Source organism: Xenorhabdus vietnamensis, from assembly GCF_002127535.1.
In the GTDB taxonomy this organism is placed as follows: domain Bacteria; phylum Pseudomonadota; class Gammaproteobacteria; order Enterobacterales; family Enterobacteriaceae; genus Xenorhabdus; species Xenorhabdus vietnamensis.
The window spans coordinates 52,980-76,536 of record NZ_MUBJ01000015.1 but is presented as its reverse complement, the minus strand read 5'-3'; the positions used below and the strand labels follow the sequence as shown (position 1 = coordinate 76,536).

Here is a 23,557-nt window from a genome sequence, read left to right as displayed (position 1 = left end):
GTATGGAAAACAAACGCCTCAATGATTTGGCAACTGAGGCCGGCATTGCCAGCGAATATATTAATGCCTATGGAAAACCGCAGGCGATCCCTGTTGAAATCAGATATCGAATATTGGAAGCCATGAGTACAGATATACCGGTCGAAAGGCCGGTTTCTCATTTACATGCTTCTTCTTTACCTAATGTTAAAGTAGTGATTCAGGGACAAAGGGTGACTTTGCCTCTGGCAGATACCAATCATTACCAGTGGCAGATATACACTGAGCAAGGAAAAATATTTCATGGTCACTGCCAGCTTCAACTCACTTTGCCGACCGAGCTCCCTCAGGGATATCACACACTGCAACTAATCCCTGAGGAGCATCCAGAAACTCACTCCCGGCAGCACTCCATACAACTTATTGTTGCTCCAGAGCGCTGTTACGAACCCGAAGCCATAACCCGAGGTGAAAAACTTTGGGGTGCTTGTGTTCAACTTTATACCCTGCGATCAGAAAATAACTGGGGGATTGGTGATTTTGGTGATCTGAAATATATGCTGCAAGAACTGACACCGCGGGGTGGCTCCTTTATTGGCCTGAATCCTCTTCATGCCATATATCCTGCGATGCCTGAAAATGCCAGCCCTTACAGTCCATCTTCCCGTCATTGGCTCAACATCATTTACATTGCCGTGAATCAGGTGGAAGACTTTAATTATAGCGACGAAGCACAAAAGTGGTGGCACTCAGCGGAAACACAGAGCAAACTCCAGCAAGTCCGCCAAGCGGAATGGGTCGATTACACCACAGTCATGACACTAAAAATGGCAGCATTACGTCTGGCTTATCCGCAATTTAAATTTCGGTCTGACAATGATCCCCAACAAATCGCTTTCCGGCAATTTGTCACCAAAGGCGGCAAAAATCTTTACTCTCAAGCTGCTTATGATGCTCTGCACCATAAGCTATATGAGGAAAATAATGTTTATTGGGGCTGGCCTGTATGGCCGGAAGAATATCGTGAACCAGAGAGTGATGCGGTCAAGGTATTCTGTTATTCACATCCACAGGAAATAGAATTTTTTCTTTGGCTACAATGGTTGGCTGATACTCAACTCGCCGAGTGCTTCACTGTCAGCCAAACCAATCACATGCCGATTGGTATTTACCGTGATCTCGCCGTCGGCGTAGCTCCAGGTGGCTCAGAAACTTGGTGTAACCGAAGCATCTATTGCACCAAAGCATCTGTAGGAGCCCCCCCTGATATTCTGGGACCACTAGGCCAAAACTGGGGGCTTCCACCAATGAATCCCCATGTATTAAAAGCTCAGGCCTATCAACCTTTCATTGAATTACTACGTAGCAACATGCGACATTGTGGGGCATTGCGTATCGATCATGTGATGTCTCTGCTCAGACTCTGGTGGATACCACAGGGAGAAACCGCCGATAAAGGCGTTTATGTCCATTATCCAGTTGATGATTTGTTAGCAATATTGGCACTGGAAAGTCAGCGTAATCGTTGCTTGGTGATAGGCGAAGATTTAGGGATTGTGCCGGAAGCAATCGTCGATAAATTACGGGATAGGGGGGTTTATTCCTATAAGGTATTTTACTTTGAACGCAACGACAAAGGTGAATATCGTTCTCCTGATGAATATCCCACACAAGCAATGGCAACCATTACAACCCATGACTTACCTACCTTACGCGGATTCTGGCAAAGTGGAGATCTAACCTTAGGAGAAACCATCGGCCTATACCCTGATAAAGCACTTCTTGCCGATTTATATTCTGAACGTAAGCGTTGTAAACAGGAATTATTAGCCAGTTTAAATCGCCACGGCTATCTACCAGAAGAATTGAGCACAGTGAATACTCTCTCCTCGTTGCAGAAATCAATACCCTCGGTTCAAACTGAACATCCGATGTCAACTACCATAAATCAGAGCATACATCACTATATAGCCCATAGCGCCTGTGCCTTATTAGGATTACAACCTGAAGACTGGCTGGATATGGAACGCCCCGTTAATATCCCTGGCACAACAGAAGAATATCCCAACTGGCGACGAAAACTCACCATCACGTTGGAAACCATGTTTGCGGATGTTCATATCAACCATTTATTACAAACAATAGAAGCATGCCGAAAGCAAAGTTCATAATTCGTTAAATAACCCGCTATATACTCAATAAATTTCAAGTTGTAGAACGGTAACAAAGAAAAAAAGCCCCAATCACATAACTAAATGTGATTGGGGAAAAGCTAAACCAACAAAGAACCAGACCAATAAAAAGAACCAGACCAATAAAAAGAACCAGACCAATAAGAAGTAACTTAAAAGATGAAAAGCACAGAACAATAGTTGTGGTTTAATCCTTTCTTATGAAAATCTTGCACTGATAAGCATTAACCTGATATCAGCCCTTCACTCCTCCCGATGTCAATCCACCCACTAACCAACGTTGGGCAAGTAAGAAAATCACCGTGATAGGAATGGCAGAAAGCACAGCAGCAGCAGCAAAATCGCCCCAGAGATAGTTCTGTGGATGAAGGTATTGCTGCATGCCCACTGCTAACGTGTAATTATCCACATCACGTAATAGCAGAGATGCAACAGGTACTTCAGTAATGACACCAATAAACGACAAAATAAATACAACAGCCAATATAGGTACAGACAACGGCAGCAGTATCAAACGAAAAATTTGCCACGATGTTGCTCCATCTAACATGGCTGCTTCTTCCAGAGAGCGATCTATCGTTTCGAAATAACCTTTTATCGTCCAAACATGTAAAGCAATTCCGCCCATATAGGCAAAAATCACACCACCGTGCGTATTAAGGCCAAGAAAAGGAATATATTCTCCTAATCGATCAAACAAGGCATAAAGTGCCACCAGCGAAAGTACCGGAGGGAACATTTGAAAAATCAGCATTCCTTTAAGCAGGGAGCTTTTTCCACGAAAACGCATACGGGCAAATGCATAAGCACACGTCGTTGATAATGTCACAATGCCAGTGGCAGTAATGAATGCAACCTTGACAGAATTCCAAAGCCACTGCATGACAGGAAATGGAGGACGTGTAACGTGTCCATCAGAAGATTCCACGCTGTAGCCAAATGCCAGCTTCCAATGTTCCCATGAAATAGTGTCTGGAATCAGGTTACCCGTAGCAAAATTACCTGGGCGCAAAGAAATAGCAATTACCATCAGCAGAGGGAACAAAATCAGGGCAATAAAAGCCAGCATAAATGCATGTGTTCCCCATACCCGCCATCGTTGCGATTTGGGTTGTACCATCGCCATCGTTTTTCCTCCTTAATCAAATTTAATGCGGGTAGTTTTCAAATTGATGATGGCTAATGCGCCTACCAATAAGAAGATCAATGTTGCAATTGCTGCCGCCAGACCAAAGTCTTGTCCACCACCACCCTCAAATGCGATACGGTAGGTATAGCTCACCAAAAGATCGGTATAGCCCGCAGGTGTCGTTGTGCCAATATGATCAGGTTTACCGTTGGTTAACAACTGAATAAGGACAAAGTTATTAAAGTTAAAAGCAAAGCTAGCAATCATCAACGGAGTTAATGGCTTAATTAACAATGGAAAGGTAATTTTGGTGAAATTCTGCCATGGCCCAGCGCCATCAAGTGCCGATGCCTCATAAAGATCATCAGGGATAGATTTCAGCAACCCCATGCAAAGAATCATCATGTAGGGATAGCCCAACCACGTATTTACAATAATCAACATTGTTCGAGCTAGTGTTGGATCTGTAAACCAATCCGGTTTAAAGCCAAACAATCCATTCAGCACCAAATTAATTTCACCGAAGCTTTGGTTAAATAATCCCTTGAAAATCAGAATGGAAATAAATGAAGGAACAGCATAAGGCAGAATAAGCAGTACACGATAAATTGCCCGCCCCTTGAGCGCTTCCCATTGCACAATACAAGCGAGGATCATACCCAATACAACGGTCAATACCACTGTCAGTAGAGAGAAAATTACTGTCCAGATAAAAATGGACAAAAAAGGCTTTTGGATACCCTCATCCTGTATCACCCGTAGGAAGTTTTTCCAACCAATAGAAACTGTGAACCCAGGGCTTAACGTTTCCTTAGTCCATCCTCCTTCAACATTAATGGATTGGTAGAACCCTATATCCATATTTGGTCGGTATCGTATGCCAGTTTGTTTATCTGTCAGCGTAATTCCATCTTCATCAAGGGAATAAAGAGGATTTATAGCAGAGAACTGACGCAAAGAACTCATTCTTAGTTTCTTGCCGTCAGGAAGAACTACCACCAATTGACCCAATGCTTGTCGATGCTGAGTAATAGTGCGTAATGTCACCGCATCGTTTTCAAATTTTTTATCCTGCTCATGGAGAGGCAGTACTATTCCCTCTGCTCTCGCGAGAGAAAAAGGCTCAGATATCAATAAGTTTTTACTATCCTGAATGTTCAGTGCCAAGATCCACTGTTCAGATACAGGATAAAGTTTGAAATCAAATGGTTCTCCCGTCTGATAGTGGCGACTCATTAATACAGATTGAGCACGCTCAAACGTCAATTGATTGGTACTGCTATAATTTGTAAAAGCGATAGCAATCGTGCAGATAAGTGGAAACAGTATAAACAGCCCGATTCCAGCAATTCCAGGGTAGGTATAGCGCCAAACATAAGTTTTCCGGTTGGAAAAAACATAAATACCACTTCCCAGTAATACCAGTGTTAACATCGCAAACAGATATTCTCCCTGCGCATACATCAATACAACCAGATAGCCAGTAAAAAGCAGGCAAAAACCTACAGCAAACCATTTCAGGGCAGGATGCTGCCACCATACTGTTTTTTCTAATGTCGCCGACATCTTGCACTTCCTGTTACCAATAATTGTGATTGAATTCCAATCACTCAGAATCCATCACAATAGGGCGCTAAAGCTCCTGACTAATCAGGAGCCTGTCATTCGTTTATTTTGTTATTCTCGCTTTAGCATCATCAAGAGCGGCATCTACCGCCTGACGTCCGCTGACTGTATTTAGAACAGCGCTACGCATTGCATACCAAAAGCTACTCATTTGGGAAATATTCGGCATAATTTCACCTTTTTGAGCGTTTTCCATCGTCGCAGCAATACGTGGATCTTTCGCGAGGATATCCTGATAGGATTTCAAAGCCACTGCTCCCAACGGCTTATCTTTATCCATCATTGCCAATCCTTCATTAGTCAACAGGTAATTTTCCAAAAACTCCTTCGCTAACTCTTTATTAGGGCTGGCCGCATTAATTCCCGCAGTTAAAATGCCAACAAAGGGCTTAGAGGGATTTTCTTTGAACGTTGGCAATAAAGTAACACCATAATTAATTTTGCTTTTATCTATATTCGACCAGGCCCAAGGGCCGTTAATCGTCATTGCTGTTTTGCCTTTATTGAAGGCAGCTTCGGCAATGGAATAGTCAATATCCGCATTGAGATGTTTATTTTTAACTAAATCAACCAGAAATTTCATTCCCGCTTTAGAGCCTGCATTATTCACTCCGATGTCTTTAACATTATAAGTACCGTTTTCTGCCTTGAAGGCATATCCGCCATCAGCAGAAATCAGCGGCCAAGTGAAATACGGTTCCTGCAAATTGAACATGATTGCGCTTTTATTTTGCTTTTTCAGTTCATTATCCAAGGCAGGGATTTCTTCCCAAGTTTTAGGTGGGGATTTAATTAAGTCTTTATTGTAGATAAGAGAAAGTGCTTCAACTGCAACAGGGTATCCTACCAATTTTCCGTCATAACGAACGGCATCCCATGTAAAGGGGAATAGCTTATCAATAAACGATTTATCAGGCGTGATTTCAGCAACTAACCCTGATTGAGCATAACCACCAAAGCGATCATGTGCCCAGAAAATAATATCCGGCCCATCTCCACTGGCCGCAATCTGGGTATATTTCTCTTCCACTTTATCAGGATGTTCAACAGTGACAGGAATTCCCGTTTCTTTTGCAAATTTTTCACCGACCTGTGCCAACCCGTCATAACCTTTATCACCATTGATCCAAATTACTAACTTGCCTTCTTCCAGCTTCGCGAAGGCTGAGGCAGACAATACACATGTTGTTAAAACGGAAAGCATCAGGGTGCGAGTCCCCGCTTTTAAAATTTTTCTGGTCATCATTCCGCCTTTTTATTTGATAGTTCAAGATAAATATCTTTATTACATCTTACATCGCGATAAAATGGCATCAGTGTGCAATTAATGTAAAAAAGACTCATCATCCCTTGCTCTACGCCTCATGCTGCACGAGTGTGAACTAGCTTACAAAAACAATTAAAATCAGAATGTTAATACTAAGCCTGCATACTTTTTTGAGATTTAAGTCACATCTTACTTGTCAATTTTCTCCTTCCTCTCTCAATCACATTAAGCTCGTCCTCCTAGCTCCTCCACCATCAAAAATTCTAAGATGGAGGATTCTTACGCCTGTTATTTTATACACAATCCTGCCATCAGTTTTTCACTAAGTTTCTCGCTACGACAAACTAAGAAACGAAGACGAATAGGAAACAAACAGAAAACTGAGGTGGCAAATCCGAGGGAGGGAATAAATGTCTAGCGTCACGTTCCACAATGTATCTAAAGCATATGGTGAAACCGTTATCTCCAAAGATCTGAATCTTGATATTCGGGAAGGAGAATTCGTCGTATTTGTCGGCCCGTCAGGATGTGGAAAATCGACGTTGCTGAGAATGATAGCGGGATTGGAAGACATCACATCAGGTGATTTGCTGATAAATGGAAAACGAATGAATGATGTCCCACCAGCCAAACGCAGTATCGGCATGGTTTTTCAATCTTATGCGCTATATCCCCACCTCTCTGTTGCAGACAATATGTCATTCGGCATGAAACTGGCGGGTATCAAAAAAAATGATATCCAAAAGCGAGTACAACAAGTTGCAGAAACCCTTCAGCTTGCCCATCTACTGGATCGCCGCCCCAAGGCACTTTCCGGCGGTCAACGCCAACGGGTCGCTATTGGTCGAACTCTTGTTGCTGAACCCAATATCTTTCTGCTTGATGAGCCTCTTTCCAATCTGGATGCAGCTTTGCGTGTGCAGATGAGAATTGAGATTTCACGTTTACACAAGCGATTGCAACGTACAATGATCTATGTAACCCATGATCAAACTGAAGCCATGACGCTGGCAGATAAGATTGTTGTACTCGATGGAGGCAATATTGCTCAGGTTGGTAAGCCCCTTGAAATTTATCATTACCCTGCCAACCGCTTTGTCGCAGGTTTCATCGGTTCACCGAAAATGAATTTCCTGCCAGTCAAAGTCTCAGCGATTGCCGTCGATCAAGTACAAATTATTCTGCCTAACGGACAGCCTGTTTGGTTACCCGTTGAAAGTAAGGGGTTAACTATCGGTAGTAATGTATCGTTGGGAATTCGCCCCGAACACCTTTTGCCTAATGATGTCGCTGATGTTACGTTAGAGGGGACAGTACAGATCGTGGAACAACTGGGGAATGAAACCCAGATCCACATCCGCATACCTGCCATTCATCAAAATCTGGTTTACCGCCAACCTGATATCGTTCTCGTAAAAGAAGGGGCTGATTTCACTATCGGATTAGCTCCTCACCGATGCCATCTTTTCCGCGAAGATGGAACCGCATGTCAGCGTTTACATAAAGAACCCGGAGTCTAAATCCGCGGCCATAAAAAATAACAGGAGAATCATTATGCGTATATTGTCTCTCTCATTGGCTATGCTAACTAGTTTATTATCCATGCAGGCTATTGCTGTTGACTTCCACGGCTATGCCCGTTCAGGCATTGGCTGGACAGGTAGTGGTGGTGATCAAAAGTGTTCTAAAGCCACTGGGGCACCGAGTAAATACCGCCTCGGCAACGAATGTGAAACCTATGCTGAACTTAAACTAGGGCAAGAATTATGGAAAGATGGGAACAAACGTTTCTATTTTGATACCAATTTAGCCTATTCCGTCAGTCAGGAAAAAGATTGGGAAGCCACCAATCCCGCTTTACGTGAAGCAAATGTAAAAGCAACCAATATCATTGATTGGTTGCCCGGCTCAACACTGTGGGCTGGTAAGCGCTTCTATCAGCGTCACGACATACATATGATCGATTTCTATTACTGGGATATTTCCGGCCCCGGTGCAGGCTTAGAAGATATTGATCTCGGTTTTGGCAAACTGTCTCTCGCCGTAACCCGTAATACAGAATCCGGTGGCTCTCTTGGTTGGATCGCCGGCAAAGAAAATGAAACCCCGACCTCAAATGATGTTTTTGATATACGACTGGCAAACTTACCTGTCAATGCTGGCGGCACATTGGAATTGGGCATTGATTATGGACGTGCTAATGCGCGCAAGGGATATCAGCTTGATAACAAGGCATCCAAAGATGGTGTGATGCTGACTGCCGAACATACTCAAAGTATGTTAGGTGGTTTCAACAAATTTGTCTTGCAGTACGCAACTGACGCAATGATCTCTAACAATAATGGTCGTTCCGAAGGGGCTAATGTAGACAACAACGGGCATATGCTGCGAGTTATGAATCATGGTGCGATCAACCTCGCAAAAAAATGGGATCTTATGTATGTCGCCATGTATCAAAACATTGACCGCGACAATAACAACGGCAATACATGGTACACCGTAGGTATTCGCCCAATGTACAAATGGACACCCGTAATGAGTACCCTGATGGAAGTGGGTTATGACAATGTCAAATCTCAGCGCACCAAGGCAAACAACAATCAGTACAAGATCACTCTGGCACAACAGTGGCAAGCTGGCGACAGCATCTGGTCGCGCCCTGCCATTCGTTTATTCGCTACTTATACCAAATGGAATGAAAAATGGGGCTATGCTGGTGACAACTCTGGTTACGCCAGTGGTGTAGCTTACCGTGATACACCAGCACATCGATTCAGTCGTGGGAACAATGATGAGTTTACGTTTGGTGCCCAATTTGAGGCTTGGTGGTAATGAAAAAGAAATTACTCTCACTTTGTCTCAGTGCTCTACTCTGCAACATGATGCCTGCTGTGAGTTATGCCGCATCAGATGTAGCACGGTCTGATACAATGGCATCCGATATCACAATAACCCATAAAGCGGGATCTAGCGGATCTAGCATAGAAACAGCCAACGCTACAACGCCAACTTTGTCCCTGTCGGCTTTGCAAAAATTACAGTGGCAGCCACTTAATACTCATGGCACACAGAGCATTATTCTTAATCGCACGTCACAGCAGCTTAATGATGGAAATATTCGCGGGGCGATAGCTGCATTTGCTTTACCTGCCAATCAAGGCTCATTGGAAATCACTCTGAACAGCCTGATAAAAGATAAGCAAGTATTCTCCCCGAATGTTTTAGTATTTGATGAACAACTCCATCCTGCAGCCTTTTATCCTAGTCACTATTTTCGTTATCAACAACCGGGCATTATGTCCACTGATAGGCTTGAAGGTGTATTAAAGCTAACACCTGCATTGGGGCAACAGCGAATTTATTTGCTGATTTATACCACCCATTCTGATTTACAAGCTTCAACACAAATAATCGATCCTGCGAAGGCTTATGCTGAAGGAGTAGGTAATTCTATACCAAATATTCCAGATCCAATCGCACGTCATACAGAAACAGGAACATTAACGCTAACAGTAAAATCAGAACGTGATGCAGGCAATATTATGATTGGTCAGGTATTTTCTGCACCTACGCCAAAACCAGCCACGGTCGGTTCTACACAAGTAATATCTGCACCTGTAATAACAGCGCCTACTGCTATATCTCATTCCAGCACGTCGTCTACAGTTAAACCTGTACTGAACGATACCGAACAATATTTCAATGACGCCATCAAGGAAGCCATTAGTCATGGCGATATAGATAAGGCATTGAAACTATTGGATGAAGCAGAGCACCTTGGTTCACCAACTGCACGGGGAATTTTTATCAAAACGATAAAAAGTAAGAAATAATTTTCAATTATTAAAGGGTTATAGTTATGTTTAGTTTTGAAACTTTACAGGCTATAGCCCTATCTTTCCTGACAACATCTCATTACATGCATTACTATTAGTATACTTATTTAAAATAATCCATAATCCCTTTTTTATTAAGATAATTTTTTATCCTCCCTCGAAATTTATAAATAAAACAAACTAATATTGATAATAATAATATATTTAACAAAAACCTCGTCATTACTGCTGAAAATATAATAAGGAATAAAATACTTATAGAAAGTAACGAAATGGTGATATTTTTAACTGAAATCTTAAATATCCAAGCTAAAAACTTGAGAGTATATTTTATGATTTTATAAAATATTTCAAATATCGTCAAAAAGAAGCCTGCCAATATATCCATCACTATAACCCTATATAAATTGCTAATATTATTCTCTTAAGCGCTATTTGTTAATATAAATACGATTGAATACTCTTCTCTCATAAGAGATATTTTTATCTCAACATCATTCACAGCAAAACATATCATAGGAAGAAATCAAAGGAAAAATAAAGCGTATCACAATGAGATGGATTTTATTAATTTTTGGAGTATCTCCGGCGACAAAATATTTTCCATCCGATAAAAAAATGCCCTCTACAAAGAGAGGGCATTTTACGATTAACTATACGTATAAAGTATGCTACTTACTACGATATTATTCGTTATTACTGCTACCAAAACCTGCATTCAACAATTCAGCAAGGTTTGCAGTGGCTTCATCAACACTAACTTGTGGTGCTTCAACCACGTCGCTTTCGTGACGACGACGGATGCGAGCCTGATGGTAAGCATAACCTGTACCCGCAGGGATCAGACGACCAACGATGACGTTTTCTTTCAGGCCACGCAGTTCATCACGTTTACCTGCAACAGCTGCCTCAGTCAGTACGCGGGTTGTTTCCTGGAAAGACGCCGCAGAGATAAAGGATTCTGTTGCCAATGATGCCTTGGTGATACCCAACAGATCACGATGGAAGATAGCTGCTACTTTACCATCCTGCTCCAGTTTACGGTTCGCAACTTTAACACGTGCGTATTCAACCTGCTCACCTTCAAGGAATTCAGAACTACCCGCACTCGAGATAGTTGCTTTACGCAGCATCTGACGAACGATAACTTCAATGTGTTTATCGTTAATCTTAACGCCTTGCAGACGGTAAACTTCCTGTACTTCGTTAGTGATGTAACGAGCAACCGCGTGAACACCACGCAGACGCAGAATGTCATGTGGAGATTCTGGACCATCGGAGATCACATCACCACGTTCAACAACCTCACCTTCGAACACGTTGAGCTGACGCCATTTAGGGATCATCTCTTCGTAAGCATCACCGCCATCCAATGGGCTGATCACCAAACGGCGCTTACCTTTGGTCTCTTTACCGAAGGAAACAATACCGCTGATTTCTGCCAAGATAGCAGGCTCTTTCGGACGACGAGCTTCGAACAGGTCCGCAACACGTGGCAGACCACCGGTGATATCTTTAGTACCGCCAGATTCCTGAGGAATACGCGCCAATGTATCACCAGCAGAGATGGATATACCATCTTCCAGCTGAACAATCGCTTTACCCGGCAGGAAGTACTGGGCAGGCATATCAGTACCTGGGATCAGAACATCGTTACCTTGAGCATCTACGATTTTCAGTGCTGGACGCAGGTCTTTACCGCTACCAGTACGCTCTGCGCTATCCAGAACTACCAGTGAAGACAGGCCGGTCAATTCATCCGTCTGACGGATAATGGTTTGACCATCAACCATGTCAGAGAACTGGATAATACCGGAGACCTCACTCACGACTGGCATGGTATGTGGATCCCAGTTAGCAACAGTTTCACCGCCAGTTACGTTCTCACCATCACCTTTAGTCAATACCGAGCCGTAAGGTACTTTATAGCTCTCTTTGGTACGACCGAAGTCATCGATCAGGCGCAATTCGGTGTTACGAGAAGTAATAACCAGTTTGCCTGCTGAATTCGTCACGAATTTCGCGTTGCTCAGTTTCAGATGACCTTTGTTACGTACCTGAATACTGGATTCTGCTGCCGCACGAGATGCCGCACCACCGATGTGGAACGTACGCATCGTCAGCTGTGTACCTGGCTCACCGATTGATTGTGCTGCGATAACACCAACAGCTTCACCTTTGTTGATCAGGTGACCACGAGCAAGGTCACGTCCGTAACACTTAGCACAAACACCGAAGTCAGTTTCACAGCTTACTACGGAACGTACTTTCACGCTGTCAACGGAGTTTTCTTCTAACAGATCACACCATTTTTCGTTCAGCAGAGTATTACGTGAAACTAGAATGTCTGCTGTGCTTGGTTTCAGAACGTCTTCAGCCGTCACACGACCCAATACGCGTTCACGCAGTGGTTCTTTAACGTCACCACCTTCGATAACCGGAGTCATCAGGATACCGTCGTGAGTACCACAGTCATCTTCTGTTACTACCAAGTCTTGGGCAACGTCAACCAGACGACGAGTCAGGTAACCTGAGTTCGCGGTTTTCAATGCGGTATCTGCAAGACCTTTACGAGCACCGTGGGTTGAGATGAAGTACTGGAGTACGTTCAGACCTTCGCGGAAGTTCGCGGTAATTGGGGTTTCGATGATGGAACCATCTGGCGTTGCCATCAGACCACGCATACCCGCCAACTGACGGATCTGAGCAGCAGAACCACGCGCACCTGAGTCAGCCATCATAAAGATGTTATTGAAAGAAACCTGCTGCTCTTCTTCGCCGTTACGGTTAATAACAGTTTCGGTAGACAGGTTTTCCATCATCGCCTTAGCAACACGTTCGTTCGCCGCAGCCCAGATATCGATAACTTTGTTATAGCGTTCACCAGCAGTTACCAGACCTGACTGGAATTGTTCCTGAATTTCGGCCACTTCTGCTTCTGCTTCTGCGATGATGCCTTCTTTCTTCTCAGGAATTACCATGTCGTCAATACCTACGGAAACCCCGGAACGGGCAGCGTAAGCAAAACCGGTGTACATGGTCTGGTCAGCTAAGATAACGGTTGGTTTCAGGCCCAGTATGCGGTAACAGGTGTTCAGCATTCTGGAAATTGCTTTTTTACCCAGCGCCTGGTTTATCAGTGAATATGGCAGACCTTTCGGTATAATCATCCACAGGATGGCACGACCGATAGTCGTATCAACCAGACCTGTATTGACAGTAACATTGCCTTCACCGTCTTTCACTTCTTCAGTGATACGAACTTTGACACGAGCGTGCAAAGAAGCCAGACCTGCGCGGTAAACACGCTCTGCTTCTTTAGGACCGCTCAGAACCATGCCTTCGCCTTTCGCGTTAACACAGTCACGAGTCATGTAGTACAGACCCAATACAACGTCCTGAGATGGAACGATGATTGGTTCACCACTCGCTGGAGACAGGATGTTGTTGGTAGACATCATCAACGCACGCGCTTCCAACTGGGCTTCCAGTGTCAACGGTACGTGAACAGCCATCTGGTCACCATCGAAGTCGGCGTTATAAGCCGCACACACTAATGGGTGCAACTGGATAGCTTTACCTTCGATCAGTACCGGTTCAAATGCCTGAATACCCAAACGGTGAAGAGTTGGTGCACGGTTCAGCAGAACTGGGTGCTCACGGATGACTTCATCCAAAATATCCCATACAACGGCTTCTTCACGCTCAACCATTTTCTTGGCTGCTTTGATGGTCGTCGCCAGACCACGCAGTTCCAACTTGCCGTAAATGAATGGTTTGAATAGCTCCAGTGCCATCTTCTTAGGAAGACCACACTGATGCAGGCGCAGGTATGGACCTACGGTAATTACAGAACGGCCTGAGTAATCAACACGTTTACCCAGCAGGTTCTGACGGAAGCGACCCTGTTTACCCTTGATCATATCTGCCAAGGATTTCAGAGGGCGCTTATTGGAACCGGTAATCGCACGACCGCGACGGCCGTTGTCCAACAGTGCATCAACCGCTTCCTGCAACATACGTTTTTCATTACGTACGATGATATCCGGCGCAGCCAGATCCAGCAGACGTTTCAGACGATTGTTACGGTTAATAACACGACGATACAGATCATTCAGGTCTGATGTTGCGAAACGACCACCATCAAGCGGAACCAGTGGGCGCAAATCCGGTGGCAGAACTGGCAGAACGGTCAGAACCATCCACTCTGGCTTGTTACCAGACTGAATGAAGGCTTCCAGCAGTTTAATACGCTTGGTCAGCTTCTTGCGCTTGGTTTCAGAGTTAGTTTCGTTCAGCTCTTCACGCAAGGTTTCACATTCGTTTTCCAATTCGATGTTTTTCAGCAAAGCCTGGATCGCTTCTGCACCCATTTTTGCGTCAAATTCATCACCGAACTCTTCCAATGAATTCAGATAGTCTTCTTCATTCAGGATTTGTCCACGCTCAAGGTTAGTCATACCGCCTTCGATAACTACATAAGATTCGAAGTACAGTACACGTTCAATATCGCGCAGAGGCATATCCAGCAACAAACCGATGCGGGATGGCAGAGATTTCAGGAACCAAATGTGAGCGGTTGGGGATGCCAGCTCGATGTGGCCCATACGTTCACGACGAACTTTGGTTTGGGTTACTTCAACGCCACACTTCTCACAAATCACACCACGGTGTTTTAAACGCTTGTATTTACCACACAAACATTCGTAATCTTTTACTGGCCCGAAAATACGCGCACAGAAAAGGCCGTCACGCTCAGGCTTGAACGTACGGTAGTTAATAGTTTCTGGCTTTTTTACTTCCCCGAATGACCACGAACGGATCATATCTGGAGAGGCCAGAGCAATTTTGATCGCATCAAACTCTTCGGTCTTAGTTTGCGCTTTCAGAAACTTTAATAAGTCTTTCACGAAATGGCTCCTGTCGGAGTTAGACCTGTTAGGTGAGTGGCCCGTGCCACTCCCCTCTATAACCAGTATAACCACTGGCTGGTAAACCGCCCGGCATTTTCATGCCGGACAGTACCAGCGGGAAAACAATTTATTCGTCTTCCAGCTCGATGTTGATACCCAACGAACGGATTTCTTTCAGCAATACGTTGAAAGATTCCGGCATGCCTGGTTCCATCTGGTGGTTACCATCCACGATGTTTTTATACATCTTGGTTCTACCGTTAACATCGTCGGATTTAACTGTGAGCATTTCTTGCAAGGTATACGCCGCACCATACGCTTCCAATGCCCACACTTCCATCTCACCGAAGCGCTGTCCACCGAACTGTGCCTTACCACCCAGCGGCTGCTGAGTAACCAGGCTATAAGAGCCGGTAGAACGGGCGTGCATCTTGTCATCAACCAAGTGGTTCAATTTCAGCATGTACATGTAACCAACGGTTACTTGACGTTCGAATTGTTCACCTGTACGACCATCGAACAAAGTGATCTGACCGGAAGTCGGCAAACCACCCAATTTCAACAGCTCTTTGATTTCCGTTTCTTTTGCACCGTCAAAGACTGGTGTTGCGATTGGCATACCTTTTCTCAGGTTTTCTGCCAGACGCATTACTTCTTCGTCGCTGAAGGTGTTCAAGTCAACTTTCTGACGGGTATCATCACCCAGGTCATAAGCTTTCTGGATAAATTCACGCAGTTTGGCAACTTCTTGCTGCTGTTTCAGCATTGCATTGATCTTGTCACCAATGCCTTTCGCCGCCATACCCAAGTGAGTTTCCAGAATCTGACCGATGTTCATACGTGATGGTACGCCCAGCGGGTTCAGTACGATATCCACAGGTGTACCGTTTTCATCGTAAGGCATGTCTTCGATCGGGTTGATCTTGGAGATAACACCCTTGTTACCGTGACGACCTGCCATTTTGTCACCAGGCTGGATCTGACGTTTCACAGCCAGATACACTTTGACAATTTTCAGCACGCCAGGTGCCAGATCGTCACCTTGTGTAATCTTACGGCGCTTAGCATCCAGTTTTTTCTCGAACTCAGCTTTCAGTTCGTCATACTGTTCAGCAAGCTGTTCCAGCTGATTCTGTTTTTCTTCATCAGCCAGACCCAGTTCCAACCAACGCTCACGAGGAAGTTTAGCGAGTTTTTCTGCTTCAACACCACCGGCAACCAGTACAGAGTGGATACGAGCAAACAGGCCAGCTTCGAAAATTCGCAGTTCTTCTGTCAGGTCTTTCTTAGCCTCACGTAACTGCATCTCTTCGATTTCTAACGCACGTTTGTCTTTCTCTACACCATCACGAGTAAAGACTTGTACGTCGATAACAGTACCAGAAACACCGTTTGGTACGCGCAGTGAGGAATCTTTCACATCAGACGCTTTCTCACCGAAGATTGCACGCAACAGTTTTTCTTCTGGCGTCAGCTGAGTTTCACCTTTCGGTGTCACTTTACCAACCAGAATATCGCCACCTTTCACTTCCGCACCGATATAAACGATACCGGATTCGTCCAGTTTAGACAGCGCAGCTTCACCCACATTAGGGATATCAGCAGTAATCTCTTCAGGCCCCAGTTTGGTGTCACGAGACACACAAGCCAGCTCTTGAATGTGAATGGTGGTGAAACGGTCTTCCTGAACAACACGTTCAGATACGAGGATGGAGTCCTCGAAGTTATAACCATTCCATGGCATGAACGCCACGCGCATGTTCTGACCCAATGCCAACTCACCCAAATCGGTGGATGGGCCGTCAGCCAGTACGTCACCACGTTCTACCTGTTCGCCCAGAGAAACACATGGCATCTGGTTGATGCAGGTGTTTTGGTTTGAACGGGTATATTTGGTCAGGCTATAGATGTCAATACCCGCTTCACCAGCGCACATTTCATCTTCGTTAACCTTGATTACGATACGGGATGCGTCAACGTACTGAACCATACCGCCACGTTTAGCAACAGAGGTTACACCGGAGTCAACCGCTACCGCACGTTCCATGCCTGTTCCGACCAGCGGCTTATCAGCACGCAGAGTTGGAACCGCCTGACGTTGCATGTTTGCACCCATCAATGCACGGTTGGCGTCATCGTGTTCAAGGAATGGGATCAGAGAAGCACCGACGGACACGATCTGTTGTGTCGAAACGTCCATGTACTGAACCTGATCACGGTTGAACAAGCTGGATTCATCGTAATGACGGCAAGTTACCAATTCTTCAACGAAGTGGCCTTCTTCATCCAATACGGTGTTTGCCTGTGCAATAACGTAGTTACCTTCTTCGATCGCCGACAGGTAGTGAATTTCATCAGTCACTACACCATCACGAACCAAGCGATAAGGCGTTTCAAGGAAACCATACTCATTAGTGCGCGCATAAACGGACAATGAGTTAATCAGACCGATGTTTGGACCTTCAGGCGTTTCGATTGGACATACACGACCATAATGAGTTGGGTGTACGTCTCGAACTTCAAAGCCAGCACGCTCACGGGTCAGACCACCTGGACCCAACGCAGAAATACGGCGTTTATGGGTAATTTCAGACAGTGGGTTATTTTGATCCATGAACTGGGACAGCTGGCTGGAACCAAAGAACTCTTTCACCGCCGCAGAAATTGGCTTAGCGTTAATCATGTCCTGAGGCATCAGAGTATCCAGATCGCCCAAAGACAAACGTTCTTTCACTGCACGTTCTACACGAACCAAACCGACGCGGAATTGGTTTTCAGCCATTTCACCAACGGAACGGATACGACGGTTGCCGAGGTGATCGATATCATCGATTTCACCTTTACCGTTACGGATATCGATGAGCTTCTTCATTACATCAATGATGTCTTCTTTGCTCAGGATACCGGAACCTTCAATCTCTTCACGATCTAGCGAACGGTTGAACTTCATGCGGCCAACCGCAGACAAATCATAACGGTCTTCAGAGAAGAACAGATTCTCAAACAGGTTTTCTGCCGCTTCACGTGTTGGTGGTTCACCCGGGCGCATCATGCGATAGATTTCAACCAATGCGTTCGAGCGATCTTTGGTCGAGTCAACACGCAGAGTTTCAGAAATGTAAGCACCGTGGTCCAGATCATTGGTAAACAGGGTCTCGATAGATTTGTGACCAGACTGACTCAAACGTGCCAGCAGATCCAAAGAGAGCTCCATGTTAGCAGCACAGATGATTTCACCTGTGTTCTGGTCGATATAATCTTTTGCTGCAACTTTACCCGCGATATATTCAACAGGTACCTCAATACGGTCTACCTGATCTTTTTCTAACTGGCGGATATGACGAGCGGTAATACGGCGGCTTTTCTCAACATAGATCTTACCGTTTGCTTCGATATCAAATGAAGCAGTCTCGCCACGCAGACGTTCTGGAACCAAAGCCATCTGCAATTTATTATCGCGAATTTCGAATACTGTTTTGTTAAAGAACAGATTCAGAATGTCTTCGGTGGAATAATCCATCGCGCGCAAAATAATCGAAGCCGGCAGCTTACGGCGGCGGTCGATACGCACAAACAGGTTATCTTTTGGATCAAACTCGAAATCTAACCATGAACCACGGTAAGGGATGATACGTGCATTATACAGTACCTTACCGGATGAATGGGTTTTACCCTTATCGCTGTCAAAGAAAACGCCTGGGCTACGATGCAACTGAGATACGATAACGCGCTCAGTACCATTGATAACAAAAGTCCCGTTATCGGTCATGAGTGGAATCTCACCCATGTAGACTTCTTGTTCTTTGATGTCTTTGACCGTGCCTTCTGGCGCTTCGCGCTCATAGATCACCAGACGCAGCTTAACGCGCAGCGGTGCGGAGTATGTTACTCCACGAATCTGACACTCTTTAACATCAAAAACAGGTTCGCCAAGACGGTAGCTTACATATTGCAGCTCAGAATTGCCGTTGTAGCTCTGAATTGGAAACACTGAACGGAAGGCCGCTTCCAGTCCATTCTGGCCTTCAGGATCTTGCTCGGTAAACTTCTGGAACGAGTCAAGTTGGATAGAAAGAAGGTATGGAACATCCAAAACTTGTGGACGTTTACCAAAATCCTTACGAATACGTTTTTTCTCGGTATAGGAGTAAACCATAGGGTTCCTCAGCTCGCTGATAAGTGACCCACTCTGTCCGCCCTTAAGGACAGCACTCTACAACACTATTTTTTCGGACAGAAAATAGAATATTTTCCGTAATACTCATTACTATTACTCTTAAATCATTTCATTGCGTTACCTTACTACCGAGCTACCCGAGTGGATAGTAGCTGAGAACACAGTATATTAAGGCGTCAATAGGAAGAAGTATTCTGGGTTCATTAGTAGCCAAACAGTGTGAAACGCTACTAACTCCCAACATAATGCCTGTCAGGTAATATGACTGTTAGACAATACCCTTACAGCGCAAAAAGGCTGGCGATTAAAAATCGCCAGCCGCCAGCCTTAAAAAATCAGGCTGCGAACTTCAAACAGATCTTACTTGATCTCAACAGAAGCACCAGCTTCTTCCAGAGATTTTTTCAGAGCTTCAGCGTCGTCTTTGCTGATGCCTTCTTTCAGAGCTGCTGGTGCGCTTTCAACCAGATCTTTAGCTTCTTTCAGACCCAGGCCAGTTGCGCCACGTACTGCTTTGATTACAGCAACTTTGTTAGCGCCAACGCCAGTCAGGATGACGTCGAATTCAGTTTGTTCTTCAACAGCTTCAGCAGCACCACCAACTACAGCTACAGCTGCAGCAGCAGAAACGCCGAATTTTTCTTCCATCATGCTGATCAGTTCAACAACGTCCATTACAGACATTTCTGCAACTGCATCCAGAATTTGTTCTTTAGTGATAGACATAACAAGTGTTCCTAAAATTCAGAAAAAGTTTATACGTTAAAAAGCAACGAAGGAAATAGACAATTAAGCTGCTTCTTTCTGATCGCGTAGCGCAGCCAGAGTGCGAACCAATTTGCCTGCAGAGGCTTCTTTCATGGTTGCCATCAGGCGTGCGATTGCTTCTTCGTAAGTTGGGAGTGTTGCCAGGCGATCAATATTTGATCCTGGGATAAACTCACCTTCAAAGGCTGCCGCTTTAATCTCGAATGCTGGGTTCGCTTTCGCGAAATCTTTGAACAGACGAGCAGCTGCGCCCGGATGTTCAAAAGAGAAAGCAATCAAGGTTGGACCAACAAACGCTTCTTTCAGGCACTCATACTCAGTACCTTCAACAGCACGACGTAACAGGGTATTACGTACAACACGTACGCTAACTCCAGCTTCACGGCATGCTTTACGCAGTTCAGTCATTTTATCTACGGTAACGCCGCGAGAATCCGCAACAACCGCAGACAGCGCACCTTTGGCTACTTCGCTGACTTCAGCAACAATCGCTTGTTTGTCTTGAAGATTTAGTGCCATTAGCTTCTTGCTCCTGGATTAACCGGGAAAACCCGGAACTCACTTCACTCAAGGCACGGAATGTGCATGAGCGCTAAAACACGGTGAGCAGAATCCAGAAAATGAATTTCATTTGGCTCTGTCACCGTCTACGCAGGATATTAAGTAAGTAATTTATTTCTACGTACTTACGCCTGCGGTCTTGGACGGGGCTTGGATCAGGCCAAGCTCCAACCGAAAATTTGTTATTTGCCGATATTGCCTTATTTTTCAAAGGTTATGTGTCATAAAACATACTATCAGGCAAATTTGAAGCGTCAGATTTTAGACAACTCTGACGCTAAGGTAAAGCGTTATTCTCAGCTTAAATGATTAAACTGATGCGTTCAGGCCAGACTGGTCGATCGCAACACCTGCACCCATAGTGGTAGACAGGCTAACTTTCTTGATGTAAACGCCTTTAGCAGAAGATGGTTTAGCTTTTTTCAGGGCAACCAGCAGAGCTTCCAGGTTTTCTTTCAGTTTGTCAGCTTCGAAGTCAACTTTACCGATAGTGGTGTGGATGATACCGTTCTTGTCGTTACGGTAACGAACCTGACCCGCTTTAGCGTTCTGTACAGCTTCAGCAACGTTAGGAGTTACAGTACCAACTTTCGGGTTTGGCATCAGACCACGTGGACCCAGGATTTGGCCCAATTGGCCAACAACGCGCATTGCATCTGGAGATGCAATAACTACGTCAAAGTCCATCTCGCCTTTCTTAACTAATTCAGCCAGATCTTCCATACCTACCAGTTCAGCGCCAGCAGCTTTAGCCGCTTCAGCGTTTGCACCCTGAGTAAATACAGCAACACGTACTGAACGACCAGTTCCGTGTGGCAGAACAGTTGCACCACGAACGTTCTGGTCAGATTTACGAGCATCAATGCCAAGATTAACAGCTACGTCAACGCTTTCTACGAACTTAGCAGTAGCCAGTTCTTTCAGCAGAACAACAGCTTCGTTGATGTCATATTGTTTAGTTGCATCAACTTTTTCACGAATAGTGCGCATGCGCTTAGTCAGTTTAGCCATTGATTAACCCTCCACTACCAGGCCCATGGAACGAGCAGTACCTTCGATTGAACGCATCATCGCGTCAACGTCAGCACCAGTCATGTCCGCAGCTTTAGTTTCAGCAATTTCACGAACCTGAGCGCTGGTTACTTTACCAACTTTGTCTTTGTTCGGTTTGCCGGAGCCAGATTTGATACCTGCTGCTTTTTTCAGCAGAACAGCCGCTGGTGGAGTCTTGGTAACGAAAGTGAAAGAACGGTCTGCGTAAACAGTAATAACAACTGGAATTGGCAAGCCTTTCTCAATGCTTTCAGTTTTAGCATTGAATGCTTTACAGAATTCCATGATGTTAACACCCTGCTGACCCAGAGCAGGACCAACTGGTGGGCTTGGGTTAGCCATACCAGCTGCAACTTGCAGCTTAACGTAGGCTTGTACTTTCTTAGCCATTTATTATTTCCTCTGTGTGGGTATTATCGCCTCAAAATGAGGCTCCCCTGACAATTTAGGCCCCGTCAAAAAGACCAAGCCGCTAAAATATTACCTAGATTATCTAGAAAGCATCATCCAACTAGATAAAAACAAAAGGCGCGAAATTGTATGCTAATTTCACACCCTTTGCAAGCTGAACCGCTTAATTAAACGTCAAACGTCAGATCAGGCTTTCTCAACCTGACTGAAATCCAACTCAACTGGTGTCGCACGACCAAAGATAGAAACCGATACTTTTAAACGGCTCTTCTCGTAATCGACTTCTTCCACCACACCATTGAAGTCTGCAAACGGACCATCGCTGACTCGAACCATTTCGCCTGGTTCGAACAGAGTTTTTGGCCGTGGCTTATCACCAACCTGTTGAAGGCGATTCATGATCGCATCAACTTCTTTATCGCTGATTGGTGCCGGACGGTCAGAAGTACCACCGATAAAACCCATTACACGAGGTACACTACGAACCAAATGCCAAGCTTCATCGTTCATTGCCATCTGCACCAAGACATAGCCTGGGAAGAATTTACGCTCGCTTTTACGGCGCTGGCCACTACGGATCTCGACAACTTCTTCTGTCGGCACCATCACTTCGCCAAAAAAATCTTCCATCTCTTGCAATTTAATATGTTCACGCAGAGATTGAGCGACGCGACTTTCAAACCCAGAAAATGCCTGGATGACATACCAACGCTTTTTTGGGGATTCAGACATTTTTAAAACCTCAGGCCTGTAATAAATGAAACTAAACGCACCAGAATACCATCAAGTCCCCACAAAATAAGAGACATGACAGCCGTCACAGCTGCAACAATCAGAGTTGTATGCAGTGTTTCCTGGCGAGTTGGCCAAATGACTTTACGCATTTCAATGCGGGCTTCACGGGCAAATGCTAATGCAGATTTACCTTTGACAGTCCACAATGCAACTGCTCCTGCAAGGGCAACAATAGCAACCACGGCTATCGCGCGCAGAGGCAGGTTATACTCTCGGTAATAGTAATTACCCACAATAGCAACCACCAGCAGCACTGCTACCAATAGCCATTTTGCTATATCAAGACCACGCCCGCTTTCTTGAGCATCGCTATTCGCACTCATAAACCAACCTGTAACTATATGTAAGTAACTATGATGTAAATAGATAGCCAGCTTGCCTCGCAAGAGCAAAACAAATCAGACCGAACCCAAAGATAATTGTAATTGTATCTGACTCGGCGCCATAATTCAGTAGGACTTTTGTACCTTAATGATATTTAAGTCCATCCGTTGTATCAGAGCCTATCTCACCAATAATTAAGAATAGCAATCAAATAGCAATTTATCTGCCATTAAATGGCTAATTATGAGCAAATATTGATGAGATAGGTTCTTCTTAAGACAACGTATCAAACAATGCCCTAAAACAACGTATAAAAAGGGCATCTATCGATGCCCTTCCAAAATGAACACATTAAAAAGATTATGCGATCACTTTAGCAACAACACCAGCGCCTACAGTACGGCCACCTTCACGGATTGCGAAACGTAGACCGTCGTCCATTGCGATTGGAGCAATCAGGGTAACTTTCATGTTGATGTTGTCACCTGGCATGACCATCTCTACGCCTTCTGGCAGTTCGATAGTA

Annotated in this window: 16 protein-coding genes; 4 read left to right on the top strand and 12 right to left on the bottom strand. The window is 44.8% G+C overall.

What is annotated here, in order from left to right:
• Positions 1 to 2 precede the first annotated feature (2 nt).
• Positions 3 to 2,150, top strand: coding sequence for a 4-alpha-glucanotransferase (gene malQ, locus Xvie_RS13635; protein WP_086109856.1), 2,148 nt, complete (start codon positions 3 to 5; stop codon positions 2,148 to 2,150).
• Between the two features lie 256 nt (positions 2,151 to 2,406).
• Here malQ and malG read toward each other — a convergent pair whose 3' ends face one another.
• The 3 genes from malG to malE all read right to left on the bottom strand — a co-directional run bounded on the left by malG (position 2,407) and on the right by malE (position 6,169).
• A complete protein-coding gene (gene malG / locus Xvie_RS13630) occupies positions 2,407 to 3,297 on the bottom strand; it encodes a maltose ABC transporter permease MalG (RefSeq protein ID WP_086109855.1) in 891 nt (296 codons plus the stop codon).
• A 12-nt stretch (positions 3,298 to 3,309) separates the two neighbouring features.
• Positions 3,310 to 4,866 (bottom strand): maltose ABC transporter permease MalF, encoded by a 1,557-nt coding sequence (malF, locus tag Xvie_RS13625; protein ID WP_086109854.1) that lies wholly within the window; start codon positions 4,864 to 4,866, stop codon positions 3,310 to 3,312.
• 103 nt (positions 4,867 to 4,969) lie between these two features.
• On the bottom strand, positions 4,970 to 6,169 hold the full coding sequence (gene malE, locus Xvie_RS13620; RefSeq protein ID WP_086109853.1) for a maltose/maltodextrin ABC transporter substrate-binding protein MalE: 1,200 nt from the start codon (positions 6,167 to 6,169) through the stop codon (positions 4,970 to 4,972).
• Positions 6,170 to 6,603: 434 nt separating this feature from the next.
• On the opposite strand from malE, the gene malK reads away from it, so the two are divergent.
• From malK to malM, 3 genes are read left to right on the top strand one after another with little or no spacing between them, the layout of a single operon-like run.
• The gene (gene malK, locus Xvie_RS13615; protein ID WP_086109852.1) at positions 6,604 to 7,713 is read left to right on the top strand and encodes a maltose/maltodextrin ABC transporter ATP-binding protein MalK; all 1,110 of its coding nucleotides are present in this window, start codon (positions 6,604 to 6,606) and stop codon (positions 7,711 to 7,713) included.
• A gap of 34 nt (positions 7,714 to 7,747) precedes the next feature.
• Positions 7,748 to 9,025 (top strand): maltoporin, encoded by a 1,278-nt coding sequence (locus Xvie_RS13610; RefSeq protein ID WP_086109851.1) that lies wholly within the window; start codon positions 7,748 to 7,750, stop codon positions 9,023 to 9,025.
• Positions 9,025 to 10,026, top strand: a complete 1,002-nt coding sequence (gene malM / locus Xvie_RS13605; RefSeq protein WP_086109850.1) for a maltose operon protein MalM — start codon at positions 9,025 to 9,027, stop codon at positions 10,024 to 10,026. The genes Xvie_RS13610 and malM overlap by 1 nt, the downstream gene beginning before the upstream one ends.
• 689 nt (positions 10,027 to 10,715) lie before the next feature.
• Here the strand turns inward: malM and rpoC are convergent.
• The 9 genes from rpoC to Xvie_RS13555 form a co-directional block, all read right to left on the bottom strand.
• On the bottom strand, positions 10,716 to 14,939 hold the full coding sequence (gene rpoC / locus Xvie_RS13595; protein ID WP_086109848.1) for a DNA-directed RNA polymerase subunit beta': 4,224 nt from the start codon (positions 14,937 to 14,939) through the stop codon (positions 10,716 to 10,718).
• 130 nt (positions 14,940 to 15,069) lie between these two features.
• Positions 15,070 to 19,098, bottom strand: a complete 4,029-nt coding sequence (gene rpoB / locus Xvie_RS13590) for a DNA-directed RNA polymerase subunit beta (RefSeq protein ID WP_086109847.1) — start codon at positions 19,096 to 19,098, stop codon at positions 15,070 to 15,072.
• A 381-nt stretch (positions 19,099 to 19,479) separates the two neighbouring features.
• Positions 19,480 to 19,845, bottom strand: a complete 366-nt coding sequence (gene rplL, locus Xvie_RS13585; RefSeq protein ID WP_086109846.1) for a 50S ribosomal protein L7/L12 — start codon at positions 19,843 to 19,845, stop codon at positions 19,480 to 19,482.
• A 63-nt stretch (positions 19,846 to 19,908) separates the two neighbouring features.
• Positions 19,909 to 20,406 carry a 50S ribosomal protein L10 gene (gene rplJ, locus Xvie_RS13580; RefSeq protein ID WP_086109845.1) on the bottom strand — a complete coding sequence of 166 codons (498 nt, stop codon included), beginning with the start codon at positions 20,404 to 20,406 and terminating at the stop codon, positions 19,909 to 19,911.
• Positions 20,407 to 20,757: 351 nt separating this feature from the next.
• A complete protein-coding gene (rplA, locus tag Xvie_RS13575) occupies positions 20,758 to 21,459 on the bottom strand; it encodes a 50S ribosomal protein L1 (protein WP_086109844.1) in 702 nt (233 codons plus the stop codon).
• Between the two features lie 3 nt (positions 21,460 to 21,462).
• The gene (gene rplK, locus Xvie_RS13570) at positions 21,463 to 21,891 is read right to left on the bottom strand and encodes a 50S ribosomal protein L11 (RefSeq protein WP_086109843.1); all 429 of its coding nucleotides are present in this window, start codon (positions 21,889 to 21,891) and stop codon (positions 21,463 to 21,465) included.
• Between the two features lie 207 nt (positions 21,892 to 22,098).
• Positions 22,099 to 22,644, bottom strand: coding sequence for a transcription termination/antitermination protein NusG (gene nusG, locus Xvie_RS13565; RefSeq protein ID WP_086109842.1), 546 nt, complete (start codon positions 22,642 to 22,644; stop codon positions 22,099 to 22,101).
• 2 nt (positions 22,645 to 22,646) lie between these two features.
• Positions 22,647 to 23,030, bottom strand: coding sequence for a preprotein translocase subunit SecE (gene secE, locus Xvie_RS13560; protein WP_086109841.1), 384 nt, complete (start codon positions 23,028 to 23,030; stop codon positions 22,647 to 22,649).
• A 361-nt stretch (positions 23,031 to 23,391) separates the two neighbouring features.
• A partial coding sequence (locus Xvie_RS13555; RefSeq protein ID WP_479688387.1) for an EF-Tu C-terminal domain-related protein occupies positions 23,392 to 23,557 on the bottom strand: 166 nt, incomplete at its 5' end.